This is a genomic window from Streptomyces sp. NPDC004609, from assembly GCF_042873655.1.
In the GTDB taxonomy this organism is placed as follows: Bacteria; Actinomycetota; Actinomycetes; order Streptomycetales; family Streptomycetaceae; genus Streptomyces.
The window spans coordinates 1-19,858 of the sequence record NZ_JBIALS010000063.1; the positions used below are offsets into that span (position 1 = coordinate 1).

General features: G+C 72.9%; 12 protein-coding genes and 1 pseudogene. 3 read left to right on the forward strand and 10 right to left on the reverse strand.

Translation table 11 applies throughout. The annotated features are described in order from the left end of the window. Window positions 1–161: 161 nt before the first annotated feature. The 7 genes and pseudogenes from ACFYT4_RS34660 to ACFYT4_RS34690 all read right to left on the reverse strand — a co-directional run bounded on the left by ACFYT4_RS34660 (window position 162) and on the right by ACFYT4_RS34690 (window position 9,119). Window positions 162–2,276 carry an MMPL family transporter gene (locus ACFYT4_RS34660; RefSeq protein WP_389278401.1) on the reverse strand — a complete coding sequence of 705 codons (2,115 nt, stop codon included), beginning with the start codon at window positions 2,274–2,276 and terminating at the stop codon, window positions 162–164. A 16-nt stretch (window positions 2,277–2,292) separates the two neighbouring features. Then, complete coding sequence (gene sigJ / locus ACFYT4_RS34665) at window positions 2,293–3,273, reverse strand: RNA polymerase sigma factor SigJ (protein WP_389278404.1); 981 nt, start codon at window positions 3,271–3,273, stop codon at window positions 2,293–2,295. Between the two features lie 367 nt (window positions 3,274–3,640). Then, entirely contained in the window at window positions 3,641–4,003 is a 363-nt protein-coding gene (locus ACFYT4_RS34670) for a hypothetical protein (protein WP_389278407.1), read from the reverse strand. A gap of 141 nt (window positions 4,004–4,144) precedes the next feature. Next, window positions 4,145–5,815 (reverse strand): SWIM zinc finger domain-containing protein, encoded by a 1,671-nt coding sequence (locus ACFYT4_RS34675; RefSeq protein WP_389278410.1) that lies wholly within the window; start codon window positions 5,813–5,815, stop codon window positions 4,145–4,147. Between the two features lie 286 nt (window positions 5,816–6,101). After that, window positions 6,102–6,485, reverse strand: coding sequence for a hypothetical protein (locus ACFYT4_RS34680; protein ID WP_389278413.1), 384 nt, complete (start codon window positions 6,483–6,485; stop codon window positions 6,102–6,104). A 508-nt stretch (window positions 6,486–6,993) separates the two neighbouring features. Further along, a pseudogene (locus tag ACFYT4_RS34685) lies at window positions 6,994–7,723 on the reverse strand (serine/threonine-protein kinase); the annotation flags it as partial. A gap of 574 nt (window positions 7,724–8,297) precedes the next feature. After that, entirely contained in the window at window positions 8,298–9,119 is an 822-nt protein-coding gene (locus ACFYT4_RS34690; RefSeq protein ID WP_389278416.1) for an SAM-dependent methyltransferase, read from the reverse strand. A 345-nt stretch (window positions 9,120–9,464) separates the two neighbouring features. Here ACFYT4_RS34690 and ACFYT4_RS34695 point away from each other — a divergent pair, with 345 nt between their 5' ends. After that, window positions 9,465–10,184: an RNA polymerase sigma factor gene (locus tag ACFYT4_RS34695; RefSeq protein WP_389278419.1), complete on the forward strand. Its 720-nt coding sequence runs from the start codon at window positions 9,465–9,467 to the stop codon at window positions 10,182–10,184. Beyond that, window positions 10,181–11,140 (forward strand): glycoprotein, encoded by a 960-nt coding sequence (locus ACFYT4_RS34700; RefSeq protein WP_389278422.1) that lies wholly within the window; start codon window positions 10,181–10,183, stop codon window positions 11,138–11,140. Before ACFYT4_RS34695 ends, ACFYT4_RS34700 begins: the two co-directional genes overlap by 4 nt. 310 nt (window positions 11,141–11,450) lie before the next feature. Here the strand turns inward: ACFYT4_RS34700 and ACFYT4_RS34705 are convergent, their stop codons facing one another. From ACFYT4_RS34705 to ACFYT4_RS34715, 3 genes are all read right to left on the reverse strand, one after another. Beyond that, the gene (locus ACFYT4_RS34705) at window positions 11,451–12,506 is read right to left on the reverse strand and encodes a hypothetical protein (protein WP_389278425.1); all 1,056 of its coding nucleotides are present in this window, start codon (window positions 12,504–12,506) and stop codon (window positions 11,451–11,453) included. A gap of 133 nt (window positions 12,507–12,639) precedes the next feature. Further along, complete coding sequence (locus ACFYT4_RS34710) at window positions 12,640–14,967, reverse strand: M48 family metalloprotease (RefSeq protein ID WP_389278428.1); 2,328 nt, start codon at window positions 14,965–14,967, stop codon at window positions 12,640–12,642. A gap of 12 nt (window positions 14,968–14,979) precedes the next feature. Beyond that, entirely contained in the window at window positions 14,980–15,612 is a 633-nt protein-coding gene (locus tag ACFYT4_RS34715; RefSeq protein WP_389278431.1) for a hypothetical protein, read from the reverse strand. A gap of 750 nt (window positions 15,613–16,362) precedes the next feature. Here ACFYT4_RS34715 and ACFYT4_RS34720 point away from each other — a divergent pair. Continuing rightward, window positions 16,363–19,740 (forward strand): S8 family serine peptidase, encoded by a 3,378-nt coding sequence (locus ACFYT4_RS34720; protein WP_389278434.1) that lies wholly within the window; start codon window positions 16,363–16,365, stop codon window positions 19,738–19,740. Window positions 19,741–19,858 lie beyond the last annotated feature (118 nt).

The window sequence follows — 19,858 nt, forward strand, 5'->3', positions numbered from 1 at the left end:
TGGGTGTTGGCGTCGCGCGCCACCCGGTGCTGTCCGGGCCCCGGCATGGGCCGTGGCCGCCGCCCGCGCGGAGCGGGACGGCGGCCACGGCCTTCTCTGCGGGACCGAACAGGGCGTCAGGGAAGCCGTGTCCGGCGAGCCGGCCCGTGGCGGAGGGTTTGTCACGCGTCCCTGAGAGCGGGTTCGCGGTCGGGCTCGTCCGCCTCCAGCGGCCGGGGGGCGTCCTGACGCCTGAACAGCGCGCTGGGCCACCACATCCATCGATCCGTGTCCAGCGTCAGCGCGGTGACCAGTACCGAGCGGACGATCATGGTGTCCAGCAGGACACCGAACGCCACCGCGAATCCGAGTTCGGCCGCGAACACCAGCGGCAGCGAGGCCATCGCCGCGAAGGTGCCGGCCAGCACCAGACCCGCTGAGGTGATCACTCCCCCGGTGGTGGACAGACCGATCAGCGCACCGCGCCGGGTGCCGTGGAGCAGGGTCACTTCACGCACCCGGGTGACGAGGAAGATGTTGTAGTCGATGCCCAGGGCGACCAGGAACACGAAGGTCAGGAGTGGGAAGTTGGCGTCCGCCCCGGCGAAGTGGAACACGTGGTTGAACATCAGACTGCTCACGCCCATGGCCGCTGCGAACGACAGCACCACCGTCGCCATGAGCAGCAGGGGCGCGACGATCGCCCGCAGCAGCAGCGCGAGGATCAGGAACACCACGACCAGGACGATGGGGATGATCAGCCTGGAGTCGTGGGCGGCCGCATCTCGTGTGTCGAGCATGATCGCCGTATTGCCGCCGACCTGGGCATCCGCACCGTCGATCTCGTGGACCGCGGTTCTGGCCCGCTCGACGGTGCGCATCGCGGCCGTGCCGGTGGGAGAGTCCTTGAGCTCTCCGAGAATCAAGGACTCATCACCCTTGACCACCGGCGGCGAGACCTCGGCCACTCCTGGGACGCCGGACAGCGCGGTACGCACCTGTCCGGCCGAGGCGGCCTTGGCCACGACGTAGACGGGGTCGCCCGACCCGGCCGGGAAGTGTCTGTTCTTGATCTCCTCGCCGACGGCCATCTGCGGCTTGTCGGTGAACTGGTCCGTGTTGGAGAGCCCGTCGGCCTTGAGCCCGAACGCTCCGATCGCCATGACGCCGAGGGCGAGAGCGGTGCCGATCCACACGGCCCGGGGGCGGCCGGAGACGGCGTTGCCGACCCGGGTCCAGATGCCCTCCCTGGTCGCCCCGGCCGATCCGTAACCCGGCTTCACCGGCCAGAAGATCCAGCGGCCGCAGACGACCAGCAGGGCGGGCATCAGGGTGACCATGGCGAGCAGTCCGACGAGGATGCCGACGGCACACGCCGGCCCGAGCCCTTGGGTGGAGTTGAGGGTGGCCAGCATCAGCAGCATCAGGCTTGCCGCGACGGTCGCGGCGCTGGCGATGATCGCGGGACCGGAGCGGTGCAGGGCCTCCGCCATCGCCTCGTGCCGGTCCTCGTGCCGCCGCAACTCCTCTCGGTACCGCGAGGTGAGCAGGAGCGCGTAGTCGGTGGCGGCGCCGAACACCAGCACCGTCAAGATGAAGCTGGTCTGGGCGTTGACGACGAGGCCGGCGTTCTTCGCCAGGAGATAGATCACCGCCTCCGACGTGATCAGGGCACCGCCCGCGGTCAGCAGGGGCAGCAGAGGCAGCACCGGGCTGCGGTAGGTGAGCAGCAGGATCACGACGACGACGCCCGCCGTGATCGCCGTCAGGCCGCCTCCGCCGCCGAAGGCCTTGATCGAGTCGGATGCGTAGCCGGCCGGTCCGGTGACGTGGAACCCGAGACCGCCCGCGTCCTCCTCGCCGACCTCGGTCATCGCGTCGACGACCTTGCCGATCCCGTCCCAGCCGCTCTTGTCCTTCTGAATCTGGACCACGGTCTGGATGGCCTTGCCGTCCTCGGACTTCACCGGGCCCTGTGGCTCCCCCACGACCTTCTCGACGCCCTGGAAGGCGTCGGCGTCGGCGTGGGCCTTGGCCATGTCGGCGGAGGTGATGCCCCCGGACCGGTCGTAGACGACGATCGCCAGCACGGTATCGGCGGGCCGGAACTTCTCGGCCCGCTCGACCACCGCGGTCGACTCCGCGTCACCGGGCAACCAGGCCGAGTTGTCGTTCTCCTGAACGTCGCCGAGCTTCCCGGCCAGCATGAGGGCCGGGACCAGCAGGGCCGCCCAGAGCGCGAGGACGACCCATTTTGTCCTCCTGCCGCTGGGGAAGGACGCCAGTTTCTGCATCATGTGAATTCCTCAGCGCTTATTCGACGTGAGAGAGCTTGTCGGGGTTGGCGATGGCGTAGATCCCGCACACCTGGTCGCCGTCCGGCGTGAGGTCGAGGACGACGACGGCGTAGGGGGCGTCATCGGCCAACAGCAGCACCGCCGGGTCGCCGTTGACGCTCCGGAAGGCGATGTCGAGGGCCTTGCCGGAGCCGGGTGCGACGGCGGCGAGCAGGCGGGCGACCTTGTCGCGGCCACGGAGCGGACGCAGGCCCACCGTTCCCTGAGCCTTGCCTCCGCCGTCGCTCCACATGGTCACTTCCGGCGCCAGGATCTGCAGGAGGGCGTCCAGGTCACCGCCGAGCGCGGCGGCCAGGAACCGTTCGGTGACCTGCTGCCGGACATGCGGGGCGGGCTTGTAGCGGGGGCGCCGGGCGTGGACGTGCTCGCGGGCGCGATGGGCGAGCTGGCGGATCGCGGAGGGACTGCGGCCGAGGATCTCCGCGATCTCGGTGTGGGCGTAGCCGAACACCTCGTGCAGGACGAACACCCCGCGCTCCAGCGGAGTGAGGGTTTGCAGCACCACCAGCAGCGCCATCGACACCGACTCGGTACGCACGGCCACATCCGCGGCGTCGTCGGCGACGGGAACGCCGGGGAGGGAGCTGACCAGCGGTTCGGGCAGCCACGGACCCAGGTAGGTTTCACGGCGGCGGCTGATGGCGGCCTGGTGGGCGAGGGCCCGGTTGACTGCGATCCGCACCAGGTAGGCGCGCGGGCTGTCGATCGGCTCCGCGTTCGGTGCCTGGTTTCTGGTCGTCCAGGACAGCCATGTCTCCTGCAGCACGTCCTCGGTGTCGGCGATTTCGCCGAGCATGTTGTAGACGAGGGAGAACAGCAGTTCACGGTGCTCGTGGAACACCTGTGTCGCGGTGGCCGCCGGCGGATCCGGCGCCGCGGTCCGCGGGCCACCTTCGGACGTGGCTGTCTGTGAGTCTGGAGGGGGGTGGTGCGTCATCGGGCCTCCCGTTGCGGATGCGTTCTGACCTGAGAGCGGTCAAGGCGCCCGGAGTGTGACATCCACCCCCAAAAATGTGATCCACATCATAAAAACGACCCGGCCTGGCCGGACGGCCGCGTCTCGGGCCGGTTGCGGCAGAGGACGAGACGGCCGCCCTGCCGCTGACCCGGCACACGTTCCACGGCGACCGGAACGATGCCCTGCATCCGCAGTCCGCCCCGACCGTCCCGACGGCCCGGGCCCCGCAGCCACCGGCCCGGCACCGGGCCCGGGCCCTGCTGTCCGATCCCGAGCCGACCGGAATGCCCCCCCCTGGCAGCCGACCGCCCGCCGACCGCGTTCCCCACCACTCGGACCGATACGGCTAGTAGACCCAGGATTCCGTTGTGGACCACCGACCGTCGTCGAAGGCGGGTTCTACGGTGGCGTCCGCCGTGAACACCAACGGTCCCTGGGGCAGATCCGGCACCCCGCCGATGCGGGAGCCACCGATTTCGCCGGACTCGGCCGGGCCGCCGTCACGAACCGGACTCAGCAACCAGGCAGGACGCACAAGCGCCCGGATGCCGTCGATGAGTTGGTCCCCGGCGGGCTGGTCGAGGTCGTCGTCCCACGCATCAGACGCCTCCAGCACCGCTGCGGTGAGCATCGCGTCCAGATCCTCCGCGAGCAGGTGCCGGCTGGACTGTGGTTCGGGCGAGGTCGAGGCGGGTGGAAGTACAGACATGGTGAGCAGGCTCATAACAGCACCCGACCCCAGGCGCCTCCGGGCCGCACGTGCCAGGCGTCAGCCTCCGTGGCTCGGGAATCAGCCGAGCCCCGGACGTGAGGGAGCGGTCCTGCGGCGCCGTGACGAAGCCGTCCGGGCTCACAGTCCGTGTTCGTCCATCAAGCGCATGAGGTTCCGCTTGCGCCTCTGGGTGGCGCGCAGGCCGGTGATGTACGTGGTGAAGTCATTTGTTGCGCCGAGGCGGTGGTGGCAGTCCCGGATACTCAGCAGCAGGCTGACGAGCCGTTCGTAGACCGCGTTGCCGGTCTGCCGGGTGAGCGGCTCGGTCAGGCGCAGGTAGACGGCGAGCGCGTCGGCGGGACGGTCGGCGCGGGCCTGGTCCGCGAGAATGAGCCACTGCCCGTCGTGGGCTCCGGTTTCGTTGGCGGCTCGCCAGGCGGCCTCGACGTCCTTGTCGTCGAGCAGGGCGTCCACCAGGGTGGGGTCGGCGTGGCCCTTCCGGCTCCGTCCTGCGTCGGCGCGCAGGAGGCCCAGCGCTTGCTCGCGCTCGGCTTGCCAGCAGTCGGCGGCCTGCGCGACGGCGCGCAGTTGCCGGTAGGCGAACAGGGTGCGGTGGGCGCTGAAGTGGTCGCGGCGCAGGGCGACGGCTTCAGAGAGCCGGTCCGCCCGCGTGTAGCGGTCGCAGAGATAGTCGACGAGGGCGGTGTCGACGGCTGCGAGGTCCCCTGTGTCGTGGATACCGCGTTCCGCCCAGGTCAGGGCCTCGTCGGGCCGCCCTGCCTCGTCGAGTTCCCGGGCGATGACCAGGTGGGTACGGCCGTCCGGTGCCAGGTCGGCCACGTGTACGGCGATCAGCGCGTCGACATCGCCGCCCGCTTTCGCCAGGCGCTGCATCAGGTACTTCTCGGCCCAGCCGGTACGGTTCTCCCGCCATGCCTCGACCGCCCGTTCCCGCAGGGCGGTCATCCCCCGTTCACCGAGCACGCCCTCGTAGTCGAGCGGATCGATGTCGATCAGGTCGCCGGTGTCGTCGAGCACATGGCCGACCAGCCAGTGTGCGAGCTCTTCCGGGTTCGGGCGCGCCGCACTGCACGCACCGTGGTGGGCATCGGCGAGGCGTGCGCCGATCTCCCCGAGCCATCCGTCGGAGTCGTCGACGCTCTCGATCGCCTCGGCCAGCAGTCGCATCGTCTCTCGCGCCAGAACGACCGCGTCGGTGGCCCGGCCCGAGCCGGTCAGTGCCGTGATCGTGGACACCGCCTGCCCGGCCTGGTCGGCGTAGGCGCGGGCGTCGGCGTACTCGACGTACCCATAGTGGGCGAACGGGCCGATGTCGAGCAACTCGCGGACCCGGGCCCGGATCCCGGCCAGGTCTCCCCGGGCGCTCGCAGCCCGCAGCTCCAGGCGGTGGCGCAGCTTCCGGTCGTCGGAGATCTGCTCCCGTACGAGGGCGAGCAGTTCTTCCCTGGACAGGCCGGACAGCCAGGTGTCGAGCTCCTGCACACGACCCCGGGCCGCCTTCCGCTGCCGCGGCAGGCTGTCCTTCTCGGCGAGCACGGTCAGTCCGAGCGCGACCAGGTGCTTGCAGAAGTTCCCCTCCCGGCCGTACGGGCAGTCACACGTGCCGGCCGGGCGGCCGGGCCCGCCCATGTCCAGTTCCACGGCATACCGCTCCGTGCCGTGGACGGTTGCGGTGATCACGTCGTCACCGACCTCGACCCCGGTCACCGCGTCGAGGTATCCGAGCCCGCGCTCGTAGGAACGGGCACCGGCCAGCGCCCGAAGTTCCGCCTCCGTAAGGCCTTCCACGATCTCTTCTCCCCGCCCCTCGCCTCGCTCATGACGGCCGTCAGCCTACGACCGCAGGCCGGCCCGGTCCGGCGATCCGCCCGGAGACCAGCCGCATCGGTGACGTGTGCGCGGGCCGGCCCACGGAGGCATGAGGGCGCGGACCGTCGACGGCTTCCAGGTGCCCGGGGCGGACCTCGGCCGGTTCGGCCGACTCCCGGCCCGCACCGCGGCGGCCGGCCCGGCCGGAAGGCGCCCTGTCTGCGTCAACTCCTGCGACCGCCGGGTCCGAACGAGACCGCTGAGCTCAGCGGAGTCGCCGGGGCTCGGGAGCGTGGGGGTAGGCGGCTGCCCGGTGCTGGAAGGAGAGGAGCTTCGGGTTCTGGACGACGCCGTCGCGGATCTCGATGGCCTTTCGGACCGTGACGTCGGTGTCCCATACCCCGGGACCGCTCATGACCTTGCGCGGGTAGGGAAGGAGCGCCTCGCTGATTTCCCAGGTGGCGGAGTTCCACAGGTGGGACGGGCTGTGATCCACCGCGTAGTAGTGGCAGCCCGGCCCCACCGCGGGCATGGGCTCGCCGAAGGTGGTCGGGCGGGCCCACCCGAAGCCCATGCCCTCGTCGCAGGCGACGTCGACGAAGAAGGTCCCCGGCCGGAACAGAGCGAGATCCTCGTCGGTGACGAACATGAGCGGCGCGTCGGTGTCCAGCAAGACGCTGCCGCCGCGTACGCCCAGACGCGCCTGCGCCGGCCCGAGGGCGCCCGGGCCGGTGCGGACGGGGGCGGGGCGACCGGTGCGGACGGGGAGGGGGACGAAGGGGAGGCGCGCGGCGGGGCCGGGGGGAGGAGGGGGTACGAGGTCGGGGCGCCGGGCTCTCCGGGTCCCGAGTCCGCCACCGGCTCCCGGCCGGCAACCTCCTGCGCCGCCGCCTCCGGGACAGCCCCCGCCCTCGGGTCCGGCCCGGAAACGGCGCCCGCCGCCGGGCCCGCTTCCGCCCGCGCCTCCGATTCCTCCCGCGCCCGCGCCCGGGGGTCCGTCTGCGGGACAGCACCCGCCCGGGGATCCGCGTCCGGCGCGTCCGCCTCCCGGGGAGCGGCCTCCCTGGGGTCCGCCTTCCGGGGGGCCGCCCCGGGTACGGCGCCCGCCGCCGCCCTCTCCCCCGACTCCACCGCTGCGAGCAGCCGCTCCAGCGCCTCCGCGTCCGGTCGCGCCGCCGGGTCCCGTACCAGTACGGCGCTCAGCGCCCCGGCCAGCGGACCGGCGTTCCGCGGCGGCGGCACATCCTCGCTGAGGACCGCGGCGAGGGTGGCCAGCGTGTTCGCGCGGCGCAGCGGATTGCGTCCCTCCACGGCGACGTACAGCATCAGGGCCAGCGACCAGAGATCGGCCGCCGGGCCGCCGTCCTGTCCACCGACGCGTTCGGGGGCCATGTAGTCGGGTGTGCCGATGACGGAACCGGCGGCGGTGAGCGCGGTGGCGTCCCGGACCGCCGCGATACCGAAGTCGGTGAGGACCGGACGGCCGTCGGGCCGCAGAAGGACGTTCGGCGGCTTGATGTCCCGGTGCTGGATGTCCGCGTCGTGCGCGGCACGCAACCCCGCCAGCACCCCGCGCCCCACCCGGGCCGCCTCCTCGGGAGTGAGGGGGCCGCCCCGGTCGAGCCGGTCCTGGAACGAGCCGCCCCTGACCAGTTCCATGACGAGCCACGGATACGGGTGCTCGTCACCGTCCACGATGTGAAAGATGGTCACCACATTGGGGTGGTCGATACGCGCGAGCGCCCGGGCCTCCCGCATGACACGGGCGCGCAGCGCACGGGCGCCCTCGGGGTCGTACTCGGCCAGCGCCGGGTCCGGCGGGCGTACTTCCTTGAGCGCCACCTCGCGGTGCAGCGCCAGATCGCGCGCCCGCCACACCAGTCCCATGCCGCCACCGCCGAGCCGCTCCAGCAGCTCGAAGCGGCCGTCGATCACCTGCGCCACACAGTCCCCCTCAACGCCCCGGCCAGGGCCCCGGACACGGAGCCGCCGCACACCCCGGCGCCCCCTGCCCGACTCTCCCACACCCCCACGGACACCGGCAGCCGGATCCGCGGCACGGCGGCCGTCCACCGGCGGCGCGGAGGGTACGACACGGCTACGGCACGCACGCGCCCGGCCGCGTACCTGGTCCGGTGTCCGGGCCGGGTCCGTTCGGCAGGCCGTCGTGACGGAGACGGTGGGCACCCGGCGGCGGCCAGCCGCCCGCCGGTCCGGGGCTCAGCCCAGGGCGTTGCCGAGCGCGGTCATCAGTTCGGCGCCGGGGGTGTCTCCGCGGAGGTTGGAGAGGCAGGCACCGCCGGGGCCGTAGCGCCGGGCGTAGTCGATCTTGCTGGTGACGGTACGGTCCCGTGCCGGGCGGGAGGTGCCGTCAGGACAGGGGCCCTGGCGGTGGAGGCGCGGCCCGTCACCCGTACGCGTACCCGGCGGGGCTCGCGGGGGTGGGGGCCGGCGCCGGCAGTCAGGGTTTGCGGGCGACGGCGGCGTAGCAGGCCGCCTCGGCGGCGGTCGTGTGCTCCGCGTTGTCGTCCGGGTCGGGCTGCCAGAGATGGGCCGGGACGATACCGGGCTCGACGAGCTCCCAGCCGGTGAAGAAGCGCGCGAACTCCTCCTTCGTACGGGCCTGTCCGGGCGTCCCGGCCGCCGCGTACGCCGCCTTGAGTCGCGCCGTCGCCTCGGGGTCGAAGTCGGGGGTGGCATGGCTGATGGTGAGCGCGCTGCCGGAGGGCAGGGCGTCCTTGAGCCGTTCGACGATGGCGTGGGCGCCCTGTTCGTCGGTGATGAAGTGCAGCAGGGCGTTCAGACTCAGGGCGACGGGCCGGCCGAAGTCGAGGAGTTCCAGCGTCTTGTGGCGCAGGAGCGCGACCGGGTCGCGGGCGTCGGCATGGAGGTAGGCGGTGGCGCCGTCGGGATGGCTGCGCAGCAGGGCCCGGGCGTGGGCGAGCACGATCGGGTCGTTGTCGGTGTAGACGACGCGGGAGTCCGGGTTGATGCTCTGGGCGATCTCGTGGACGTTCGGGGAGGTGGGTATGCCGGTGCCGATGTCGAGGAACTGCCGGATGCCCTGCTCGGCCAGCCGGCGTGTCGAGCGGTGGACGAAGCGGCGGTTGATACGCGCGGCCGCCAGCACCGAGGGGAAGGCCATGACCGCCTGGGCCGCCGCCTCCCGGTCGGCGGGGAAATTGGTCACCCCGCCGAGGAAGTAGTCGTAGACGCGGGCGGAGTGCGCCCGGTCCAGGTCCAGGTCGAGGTCCAGTTCCGGATCCACCGTGGCGTCGTCCATGCCGCTCCCCCTGTGTCGTGCGGGCGTACGAGTGATCGCGCGTCGGGCCGACACCCGTTCGCGCTGTCCCAGTTCACCCTGTGCGACGGTGCGCGAGCAACATCGGGGACCGGCCATTCCGCCCGCCGCTCTCCGGCCACCGAGCAGGTGTCCACCGGTCGTGTTCCTGCCGTACGTGAGGAGAAATCCGCCGGGTCCCTTGCACAGGAGGGCCGTTCGTCGGGTTGGCTGACAGTGGGAGTGCGCATCCTCCCCACCGGCACCCTCCGTCGCGGAGAGGTACGGTGCCCGCCCACCCTCAAGGACGCCCGTGGACATCGCTCTGGAAACCCTGGTGGCGATCCGGTGAATCCCTCCCCGAGCCGCAGAACGGTCCGGGACGCGGAGTCGCCTCCCGGACCGCCCGGACCGCCGGGAACCCCCGGCCCCCACCGGCCGCCCGGCCCGCCCAGGCCGCCCCGCCCGCCGGGAGCCCCCGGGCCGCCCCCGCCGCCTTCCGCCGCGGGCGCTCCGCCGGCCGCCGAGCGGCTGACGCTGACGTTCGACGCGTTCCACGATTTCCACCGCAAGCTGTGGATGCGCTACGCCCACACCCAGGTCGGCAGCCGCAGCGCGGCCGAGACGGTGGTGGACGCCGCGTGCGCCAGGCTGCGGAAGGGCTGGGAGCACGCCCTCGCGCAGGACTCCGTGCCCCGGTACGCGTGGACGGTCCTGAAGGAGGAGGTGCACCTGTGGCTCGACGAACGGAACCTCGAACCCCTCTTAGTGGACACCGCCGCCTTCCGCACCGCGGTCAAGAAGCTGCTGCTGCACGAACTGCGGGACGAATTCGCCGTCCTGTCCGGTGAGATCGGCCTGTACGCGGCGATCGCCCGGCTGCCGGAGCGTCAGTACGATGTGATCACGCTCCGCTTCGTCCTGGGCCGCAGGGAGGAGGACGTGGCCGACTATCTGGGCATCGAGCTGGCGACCGTACGCTCCCACATCCGCCACGCCAGGCGCCGCCTCGCGGGGGAACTGGGCATGCCGTACAAGGAGGCCGGAGAACAGCGGTGTCCCGAATGAACGAGCCGCACATCGATGCCGCACTCCGACAGGCGGAGATCCTGGCGGACGACTACGACGACTACGACACCGACGCGGCGCTTCAGCGCGTCGCCCGCCTCTCGGCCGGTCCGCTGCCGGGTCCGCACACCCCGCTCGCCGTACCCGTCCCGGCCACCTCACCCGTTCCGCCGACGCGACCCGTTGCGCCTGCGCCACCCGCCCCGCCCGGCACCGGCGCCCGCACCGGCTCCGAGACGGGGATCGACGACGGCCCGCCGGTCCCGTACGCGGCGGGGGCGGACCCGCGGCCCGCGCCGTTCGGCTCCGAGCAGGCGGCCCACGATCTGAATCTGGCCGCGACCCTCATCGTGGACGCCCCGCAGGCGGCTGCGGGCCTGGCCCGGCTGCTCGACCAGGACCGGATCGAACCGGCGGGAGCCCTTGTGTTCGCCGCGCTCCTGCATCTGGCGGGATACCGCGAGGCCAGCCAGTTCTGGTGGCAGTTCGCGGCGGGCGGCGGCGATGCCACGGCCGCCTTCTGTCTCTTCCTCGTGCATCAGGCGCGGGCCGAGTTCCGGGACGCGAAGTACTGGCGTGCACAGAGCCGGAAGCTCGCCCGAAGCGGCCCCGGTGGCGGCGGCCGTATCACTCCCGGTCACGCTCTCGCTCCCGGACCCGGTCCCGGCGGTCCCGCCGGTCTCTCCGGTCTCGCTCCCGGTGGCAGCGGCGGTGCGGGCCGTGGCACGAAGGCCGGAGTGCCCCGCCACCTTCTGCCGGAGAGCGTGCGCCACGAGCTGATCAGCCGGTGCCGGCACGGCGGCAAGCCGTCCCTGCCGCCCCGGCTCCAGGCCCTCATCCACAGCCTCCCCGTCGAGAGCACGGACGAGGACTTCGGCGACATCCCCCACCCCGACGACCGGCTCACCACCACCCTCCCGCAGGGCCCGTCGCGTCACGAGGAGCGCCTGCGCTGAGCGGGGCGGCGCCGTCGCCCCGGACGCCGGCGCCGGACCGTACGTGCTGCCGTGGCCGTGGTGGCGGCGATCACGGTCGTCTCGTACGCGTCCCGGCCCCGGCCCTCACACGACCGTGCCCCGCCCCGGAGCCGTTCCGGTGCGGGGCACGGGGAGCGGCACCGCGCCGGGGCCGTACCCATCGGCCGGAGCGCGCGGTGTCTCTCTCCCCCGAGACCGCGACCGAGACCGAGGACGCCTCGAACTCCCGGCCCCCGGCGTCCCTGCCCGCCCCTGTCCCCGCCCTGAGTGACGGTGCGGGGTGCCCGTGTCACGGGATGCGGGACGCGCCCGTCGAGGCCAGGGAGAGGGTCTGGGGGCGGGGTGGGGACTCCGGGCCGGCGAGGTGGCTGAGGATCATCAGGGTGCGGCCGACGACCACCAGGACCAGGGTCTCGCTGACCACGACCGGGCCGTAGTCCACGGTCACCGTGGCGTGCCAGGAGGCGGAGCCGACTCCGGCGGGGCCGAGGGGGACGACGGTCTGCCGGGCCTCGGTGCCGTTCGGCCAGCCGATGGTGTAGGTGCCGCAGCCGGACAGGGTGTTCACGGCGTTGTTCAGCTCCCGGCGGGCTCCGTCTCCGGGCAGCCAGCGCAGGATCTGCTGGAGGAACGGCCCGCTCTGGCTCTGGGCGAAGGCGACCCGGGACTCGACCGCGCCGGGGGTCGTACTGCGTTCCAGTTCCAGGGCGTTGAGGCGCTGGAGGCAGTCCGGGCGGCTGGAGCGGTTCGCGGGGTAGTGGTCCAGGGTCGTCTTCACATAGCCGCCGGGGAGGTGGGCGGTGGTGAGGAGCGCGCGCGTGAGCCGTGCGGTGGTGGGTGCGGTGGGGGTCGCCTTCGGTGTCGGCTTCGGGCCGGGCCCGGTACTGGGTTCGGCGGACGGCTTCTGGCCGCCTGTCCCGGTGGGGCCCGGGCCGGGCCCCGTACCCCCGGATCGGCCGGAGCCGCCCGTACCTTTCCCGCCTCCCCTGCCTTTCCCGCCTCCCGAGCCGCCCGATGTCTCCGAGCCGCCCTTCCGGTCGCCGGTTCCACCGCCCGAGCGGGTCGCGGTCGGCGTGCGGGTGGGCTTCGGCGGTGTGGTGGAGGGGGACGCGGTGGGAGTGGCCGGGGAAGGCGAGCGCGACGGGGACGCCGACGACCTCGTGGGCGACGGCAGCGGCGGCGGCACCGGGATGAACGTCTCGTCCGTGACGACGGTGTCGGCCCGCTTCCCGGGTTCTTCGCCGCAGCCCGACGCGGCCATCACGAGCGCCAGCAGCACCGGTACGGCGATGAGCCGTCGGCTGCCGGGCGGGCCGCCGGTCCGGGGGCCGGAAGCTCTGTTCACGGGTGCTCCTCGGTGTGTGGTGAGCCGATGTGCGGGTACGACGGGTGCGCAGGTGCCGGGTCGGACGCCGGTACGCCGGTCGGGCGCGGGCCGCCGGAGCGGACGGGCGGGACGGGCGGGACGGGCGGAGCGGTCAGTGGTCGTAGCGGAAAAGCAGGTCGCACCGGGCGGCCGCCGCCTGGATCACATCCGTCTCCACCCGCTCGGGGCCGGAGCGCAGGAGTGCGACGGAGACGGCCCGCAGCACGGGGTCGTCGACCCCGGCCAGCAGCTCGCCCGCCTCCCTGCGCCCCTCCTCGTCCACCCACAGCGCGGTCCCGCCCAGTTCCAGCGCCCGGCACACCATGAACGGGTCGGTCACGGGAGCGCTCCCTTCCGCGCCGGGCGGCGGCAGCACGGGCAGCTCGCCGATCGGGACCGGCGCGCCGTCGGGCGGTGGGGTGACAGGCCGTCTGAGCACGCTGCCCCTCTCGCCGTCCGGGTCTCCACCGCCCACGGGGAAGGCGTTCTGACGCCTGCTCACCTCGTACGGCTGGGCGAGCAGCAGCCCCACGGCCGCCACCAGCACCGGCACGGCGACCGCTGTCGCGCGGACCGTACGGGGCCGGGGCGGGGAGCGGCGCAGTGCCGCCACCGTGAACGGCAGGATCGCGGCGACCAGCGCGAGGGTCGTGGCCGTCATCCAGCCCGGATTGTCGATCACGGACCAGAGTCCGATGGCGTCCCCGCTGCTCGCGGCGACCACGGCGAGGGAGAACCAGGTCCCGAGCGGTACGGCCGCGACCAGCCCGGACAGCGCGACCGCCGCCGCGCACACGGGGGCCGACCACCGTCCGGAGACGGTGGCGCCCGCGGCCCGGGCCAGCGCCGCGGCCCAGAGGGCGAAGGCCGCCCCGCCCAGCACCAGGAGCGCGGCGAGCACCGCGAACCGCTCCGTGGAGACGTCCATGAGCGAGAAGGACGCGGTCAGCCCGTCCGTGGTCGCCGTGTCCAGCTGCCAGTCGCCCGCCGCGCGTGCGGAGAGCTGGGTGCCGACCAGGATGCCCGCGCCCAGTGCCGCGCCCGCGTAGGCCGGACGGCGCCCGCGGGCGTCGGGATGCCCGACGGCCACCGCGCGCCACAGGGCGACGGTGACCACTCCGGCGATCGCCCAGCCGGTGAGCGCGCCCGCGATGCGGTGGCCGAGGACGATGCTGTCGGGTGTCAGGGCGGCCACCATCAGCGCGAGATCGGTGAGGACCAGCCCCGCCGCGATGCCCGTGGCCAGGCCCTCGAACGGCGAGAAGCCCCACAGCCGGCCGGGGCGGGCGAGCATCGCGAGCCGGGCCTTCCCGGTGGGGTGGGTGGCCAGGCCGAGGGCGTACAGCAGCCGCTTCCCGGGGGTGAGCGGCTTTATCCGGCCGATGTAGTCGGCCATGCCGCCCGGGTCGCGCGGATCGGCGGAGGCCCGGACGTCCGCGTCGTACTCACGGACGCGCAGCACCCCGCAGAGGATCAGCCCGAACACGGCGAGGATCGCGGTCATCCGCAGGCCCACGGCGGGAGCGAGGAGACCCGGCCGCAGCGCCAGCGCGGCGAGCAGCGGCAGGGTGACACCCGCCAGCAGCACCCACCAGGCCGCCAGCGCCAGCCGTACGCGTCCGACGTCCCGGGCCTCCAGATGGGCCAGTTCATGGCGGAGCATCGCCCGGATGTCGCGTTCGGACTCGGAGTAGGCGCCCCCGTCGGTGATGATCCGGGGCCTGCGCACGGTGCCGGAGGCGCGGGCGTCCGTACCGGTGGGGCGGCGGTGGTCCACGACCAGCTCCGGTACGCGCGGCGCCCCTTCGGGCAGCGCCTCCCTCAGCCGCGCGACCATCTCGGGGTCGGCGGGCGCGGTGCGCGAGAGCGTCCACGCGCGGGACACGGCACGGACGGCGACGGCGAGCAGGAGCAGTGCGAACGGGCCGCAGAGGACGACGGCCGCCTGGGTGAGCCGTACACCGTCGATACAGCCGGTGAACGCGGTGACGATCTCCGCCGGGTCGTCCACTCCCGCCGACGCCTCGGGCACACAGGCGAGCTGCCCGCCGCGCCAGTTGGCCCGGCCCCTGACCAGCCACCACCAGGCGGCGAACGAGGCCCCGGAGGCGGCCACGAGCACGAGGAGCAGGAGTCGGGTGGTCGTGGGCTGGGGCAGACGGCTGGAGGTGAGGGCCTCGGCGAGCTCCCTGCGCGCCCGCGCCGCTTCCTCGGTCTCCGCGGCCGGGTTGCCGGTCGCCGGTGCGGGAGCGTCGGCCGCCCCGGCCGGACCGGGCGCCGCCGGCGGCGGAGGACCGGCCGCCGGTGGTGGTTCCGGTGCCGGCTCCGGGCCGGGGTCCTGCTCCTGCTCCTGCTCCTGCTCCTGCTCCTGCTCCTGGCCAGGCTGTCGTAACGGCTCTGTGCCGGGTCCCCGCACCGGCTCCGTACCACGGGAGTTCATGGCACCGGGCGGTCAGTCGTCGTCCGGTGTGGCGGGCACGGGCCCGCCGTCCCCACCACCCGGGGCCGGGGGTGCGGCGGGACCGTCGTCCGGGGCGGGGGTGCCGATCACCGCGACGACGACGACCTGGGCGTACTGTTCCGCGTCCGTACGGGACACACCGCAGTCACGCGCCTGTTCCGCAGCCCAGCGCAGCAGTTCGTCCCTCGGGAACGCGGTCGCGTCGGGCACTCCGGCCGTGAGCGCGGTCCGGCGCTCCTCCGTGGCCTCGCGGCGGCGGCGCCTGCGCTGCCGGCGGCGGGCCCACGCCCTGCCGCCCCTCTTCACCCCGTCCGCCGCGACGTCGGCCAGGAACTGGGCGACGAACGCGATGAGCAGCGGCATCAGTACGGCGGTCTCCACACCGCTCGCGAGCACACTCCCTCCGGAACGCGAGGGGCGCTGCGGCGGATAGGGCCGCTCGGCGTATCTCCGGCGGGCCTCGTCCAGTTTGGCGAGTTCCTCCGGGGCGAGCCGGCTCACCACGTCCCGGAGGACATCCTCGCCCGTACGGCCGTGCATGAGTGCCTCCGTGGATGCGTCGTCGTCGTTGTCGTCGTCGGTGCCGCTGTCATAGGGGTCGTCGGGTGTCGTCGTCATCGTCATGTCGTCGTCATCGTCTTCCGGACTCCGTGTCCGGGGTCCCGGGGCCGGAGTACGGGATGCGGTGACGCGGGCTTTCGGATTCCCGGACGCGGGGACACGGGTGCGAGAGCCCGGGTCGGCGGGGCGGGATCGGGAATCCGGGTTCCCATGTCCTCGGCGCACGCCGGCACCCGACGGAATCGGGACCTCCGACCGGAGCGGGACCTCCGGCACGGCCATGACTCCGGGCCGGCTCTCCGTCATTCCGCCATCCCGCCGAGGAACGCGAATGTGTTGCCCCATGCACAGAAATTGGCCCCCTCCGGGCGCGCTCCCCGCACACCCTCTACCTTCCTGCGTGAGGGAGTGTAAGCACGAATGCGGCGGCCACGCAGGATATCCGCAACCAGCTTTCATAATGCACCGATTGGCGTCCGCCACAGCTGATCAGAAAGCGACAGAAGACAACATCCGGGATTCGCCGATGGCGCGAATTCACCCCGGAGCATTGACCGTTGCCGGTACGGGCACATCACGATCGCCCGAGGCAACGGAATGCGATAGCGTCTCCGTAATTCATCCTGAGGCGCGGGGCTCTTGGCACCTCAGGAGCCGTCGGGGGTCCCAACCGAATACTTCCGCCCCACTGTTGAGCGCCCGCGCGGGCACCGGCATACTGCGAGACCCCGGGGCGCGCAGCCTTTCACGAGCAGCCCCCCGGTGCCGGAAGCACCGTCCGTTCTTCCGATTCGCTCATCTCCAGGGGGAGACTTGCGCAGACAAGTGAAAAAGGCGTGCGCGACCACGATCGCCGCGGCCTGTGCCGTGGCCCTGACGGCGGGTATGACCGGCCCGTCGTCGGCGGCGGACCCGGCGGCGAGCCGGGGAAGCGCCGGCAAGGCCGCGCCGGGCCTGACGCCCCAGCATCGGATCACCCTGATCACGGGTGACCGGGTGCTCGTGGACGCGAAGGGCCGCCCCACCGGGTTCGAGCGGGCGAAGGGGCGTGAACACATACCCGTGAGCACCCGGACCGTCGGCGGGCACACCTATGTGGTGCCGCTGGACGCGCAGCGCCTGATCGCGTCCGGCCGGGTGGACCGGCGGTTGTTCGACGTGACGGAGCTGAGCCGGGCGGAGAGCCGCCGGGCGTACCGGGCCGGGCTGAAGGTGATCGTCGGCTATCAGGGGTCGGCGGGGAAGTCGGCGCGGGCGGGGGTGCGTTCCGCCGACGGTACCGAGGTGCGGCGGTCGCTGCCGTCCCTGAACGCCGATGCCGTGACCGCTCCGGCCGATACCCCGGGGACGCTGTGGGAGGCGGTCACCCGCTCCCGCGGTGACGGTTCGCTGACCGCGGAGTCCGGTATCGGCCGGATCTGGCTCGACGGTGTCCGCAAGGCCGTTCTGGACCGCAGTACGGCCCAGATCGGCGCGCCCGCCCTGTGGGCGACCGGGCTGACCGGAGCCGGGGTGAAGATCGCGGTGCTGGACACCGGGGTCGACGCCACGCATCCCGATCTGAGCGGCCGGGTGGCCGGGGCCCAGAACTTCTCCGCGGCACCCGACACCAAGGACCGGGTCGGGCACGGCACCCATGTCGCCTCGATCGCGGCCGGTTCGGGGGCGAAGTCGGGCGGGAAGTTCAAGGGCGTCGCGCCCGGTGCCACCCTCCTGAACGGCAAGGTGCTGGACGACGACGGCTACGGCGAGGACTCCGGCATCCTCGCGGGCATCGACTGGGCCGTCGCCCAGGGCGCGGATGTCGTGAACCTGAGCCTCGGCGGCTTCGACGGCCCCGAGATCGACCCCCTCGAAGCGCAGATCAACAAGCTCACCGCCGAGAAGGGTGTGCTGTTCGCGGTCGCGGCGGGGAACTCCGGTCCCCAGCAGGGCACGGTCGACTCGCCCGGCAGCGCGGAGGCCGCGCTGACCGTGGGCGCGGTCGACGGGCAGGAGAAGCTCGCGGAGTTCTCCAGCCGGGGACCGCGGCTGGGTGACGGCGGGATCAAGCCGGATGTCACCGGTCCCGGTGTGGACATCACCGCGGCCTCGGCGCCGGGCAGCCAGATCGCGCGGGAGGTCGGGGAGAGCCCGGCCGGCTATCTGACGATCTCGGGTACGTCGATGGCGACCCCGCACGCCGCGGGCGCGGCGGCGCTGCTGAAGCAGAAGCACCCCGCGTGGAAGGCGGCCGAGCTGAAGGGGGTGCTGACCGGGTCCGCGAAGGACGGCGGTCACACCGCCTACGAGCAGGGCTCGGGCCGGATCGCCGCCGACAGGGCCGTGGCGCAGACCGTGGTGGCCGAACCCGTCTCCCTCACCTTCGGCACCCAGCAGTGGCCCCACGGCGACGACACCCCGGTGACGAAGACGCTCACCTACCGCAACCTGGGCACCACCGACGTCACCCTCGATCTCACCGCCACCGGAAGCGACCCCTCCGGACGGCCGGCGCCCACGGGATTCTTCACCGCGGCCGCGCCCCGGGTCACCGTTCCCGCCGGTTCCACCGCCTCCGTCGGCATCACCGCCGACACCCGTCTGGGCGGCAGCGCCGACGGCTTCTACACGGGCGTCGTCACGGCGACCGGCACCGGCGCCGACGCGGGCCGGACCGTCCGTACCGCCCTCACGGCCGATCGCGAGCGCGAGTCCTACGACCTGACCCTCGACCACATCGCGCGCGACGGCACACCGGGCAAGACCTTCGAGACCGCGCTGGTCGCCCTGACGGGTGCGGCCTCGGGCGAGATGTTCGTACCGGACGTGTCGTCGGGCACGGCCACCGTCCGGGTGCCCAAGGGCCGCTACCTCCTCGACACCTACGGTCTCGTCGACCCCGACGACATCACCAAGGGTGTCGACGTCCTGGTCCAGCCCCGGCTGGACCTCGCCGGGAACACGACGGTCACCCTGGACGCCCGGACCGCCAGGCCCCTCTCCATCGGTGTGCCCGACGCGAAGGCCAGGCAGGCGCAGGCGACGATGTCGTACATGGTGGGGACCGAGGAGGAGGCCGTCGGCAACTCGCTCACCCTCGATTCGTTCGCCTACCTCCGTACCGCGCACCTCGGTCCGCGGATCACCGACGGCTCGCTGCACCAGTCGTTCGCCGGGAAGTGGGACCGGGGCGCGACCCCCATCGAGTACAACACCGTGCACGGCGGCCGGGTCCAGCAGTTGGCGACCGGCTTCACCAAGAGCTACAAGACCGCCGAACTCGCCTCGGTGAAGGTCGACTTCGGCGCCTCCGTGAAGGCCAAGAAGGGCGGTGTACGAGCGCTGGGCTGGACGCCGGGCGCCCAACTGCCCTCCTTCCCGGAATTCACCCCCCAGAGCGCGCCCGGAAGTCGCACGGTGTGGGTCTCGGCCGTCAACAGCACCCGGTGGGAGCTGGAGTTCTCCCAGCTCTCCGGGGTGGACCCGCACGGCAGCCCGCTCGCCGAGACGATCCACTTCTTCGAGAGCCCGAAGGCGTACGCGGCCGGCAAGCGGTACACCGAGGTGTTCAACCGGGCCGTCTTCGGTCCCCATCTGAGCAGCGGATTCGGTGTGTTCCGGCAGGGCAACCTCCTGTGGGGCTCGCTGCCGGTGTTCGCCGACGACCGGGGGCACCCGGGCTGGTCGGACGCCACCTCCGTACGCACCACGCTCCACCGGGCCGGGAAGAAGATCGGCCAGAACGAGGACCCGCTCTCCGGCTCCTCGCCGTTCACGGTCCCGGCCGGCAACGCCTCGTACGTCCTGGCGACGTCCGTCGTGCGCAGCTCGAAGCTGACGTCCGTCTCCAGCCGTGTCGACGCGAGCTGGACCTTCACCTCCCGGACGAGCGGTGTGCCGGTGAGGCTGCCGGTCTCGATGGCGCGCTTCGGGGCGGCCGTCGGCTTCGACGGTACGGTCCCGGCGGGCCGTACCCAGACGTTCCCGCTCGTGATCCAGGGCGCGGCGGCCGGCGGGAACCTCAAGACGCTCGTCGTCTACACCTCGTACGACCAGGGCAAGACCTGGAAGCAGGTCACCGTGAAGAGCGGCAAGCTCACGGTCAAGAACCCCGCGAAGGGGCAGGGGATCGCGTTCCGGGCGTACATCACGGACAAGCAGGGCAACAAGGGGACGGTGTCGATCTACAACGCGTACCGCGGGAAGTAGCCGGACCCTGAAGTGCGGGGGGGGGGGGGGGGGGGGGGGGGGGGGGGGGGGGGGGGGGCCCGGGGGGGCGGGGCGGGGGGCGGGGCGGGGGGGGGGGGGGGGGGCCACCGGGAGCGCG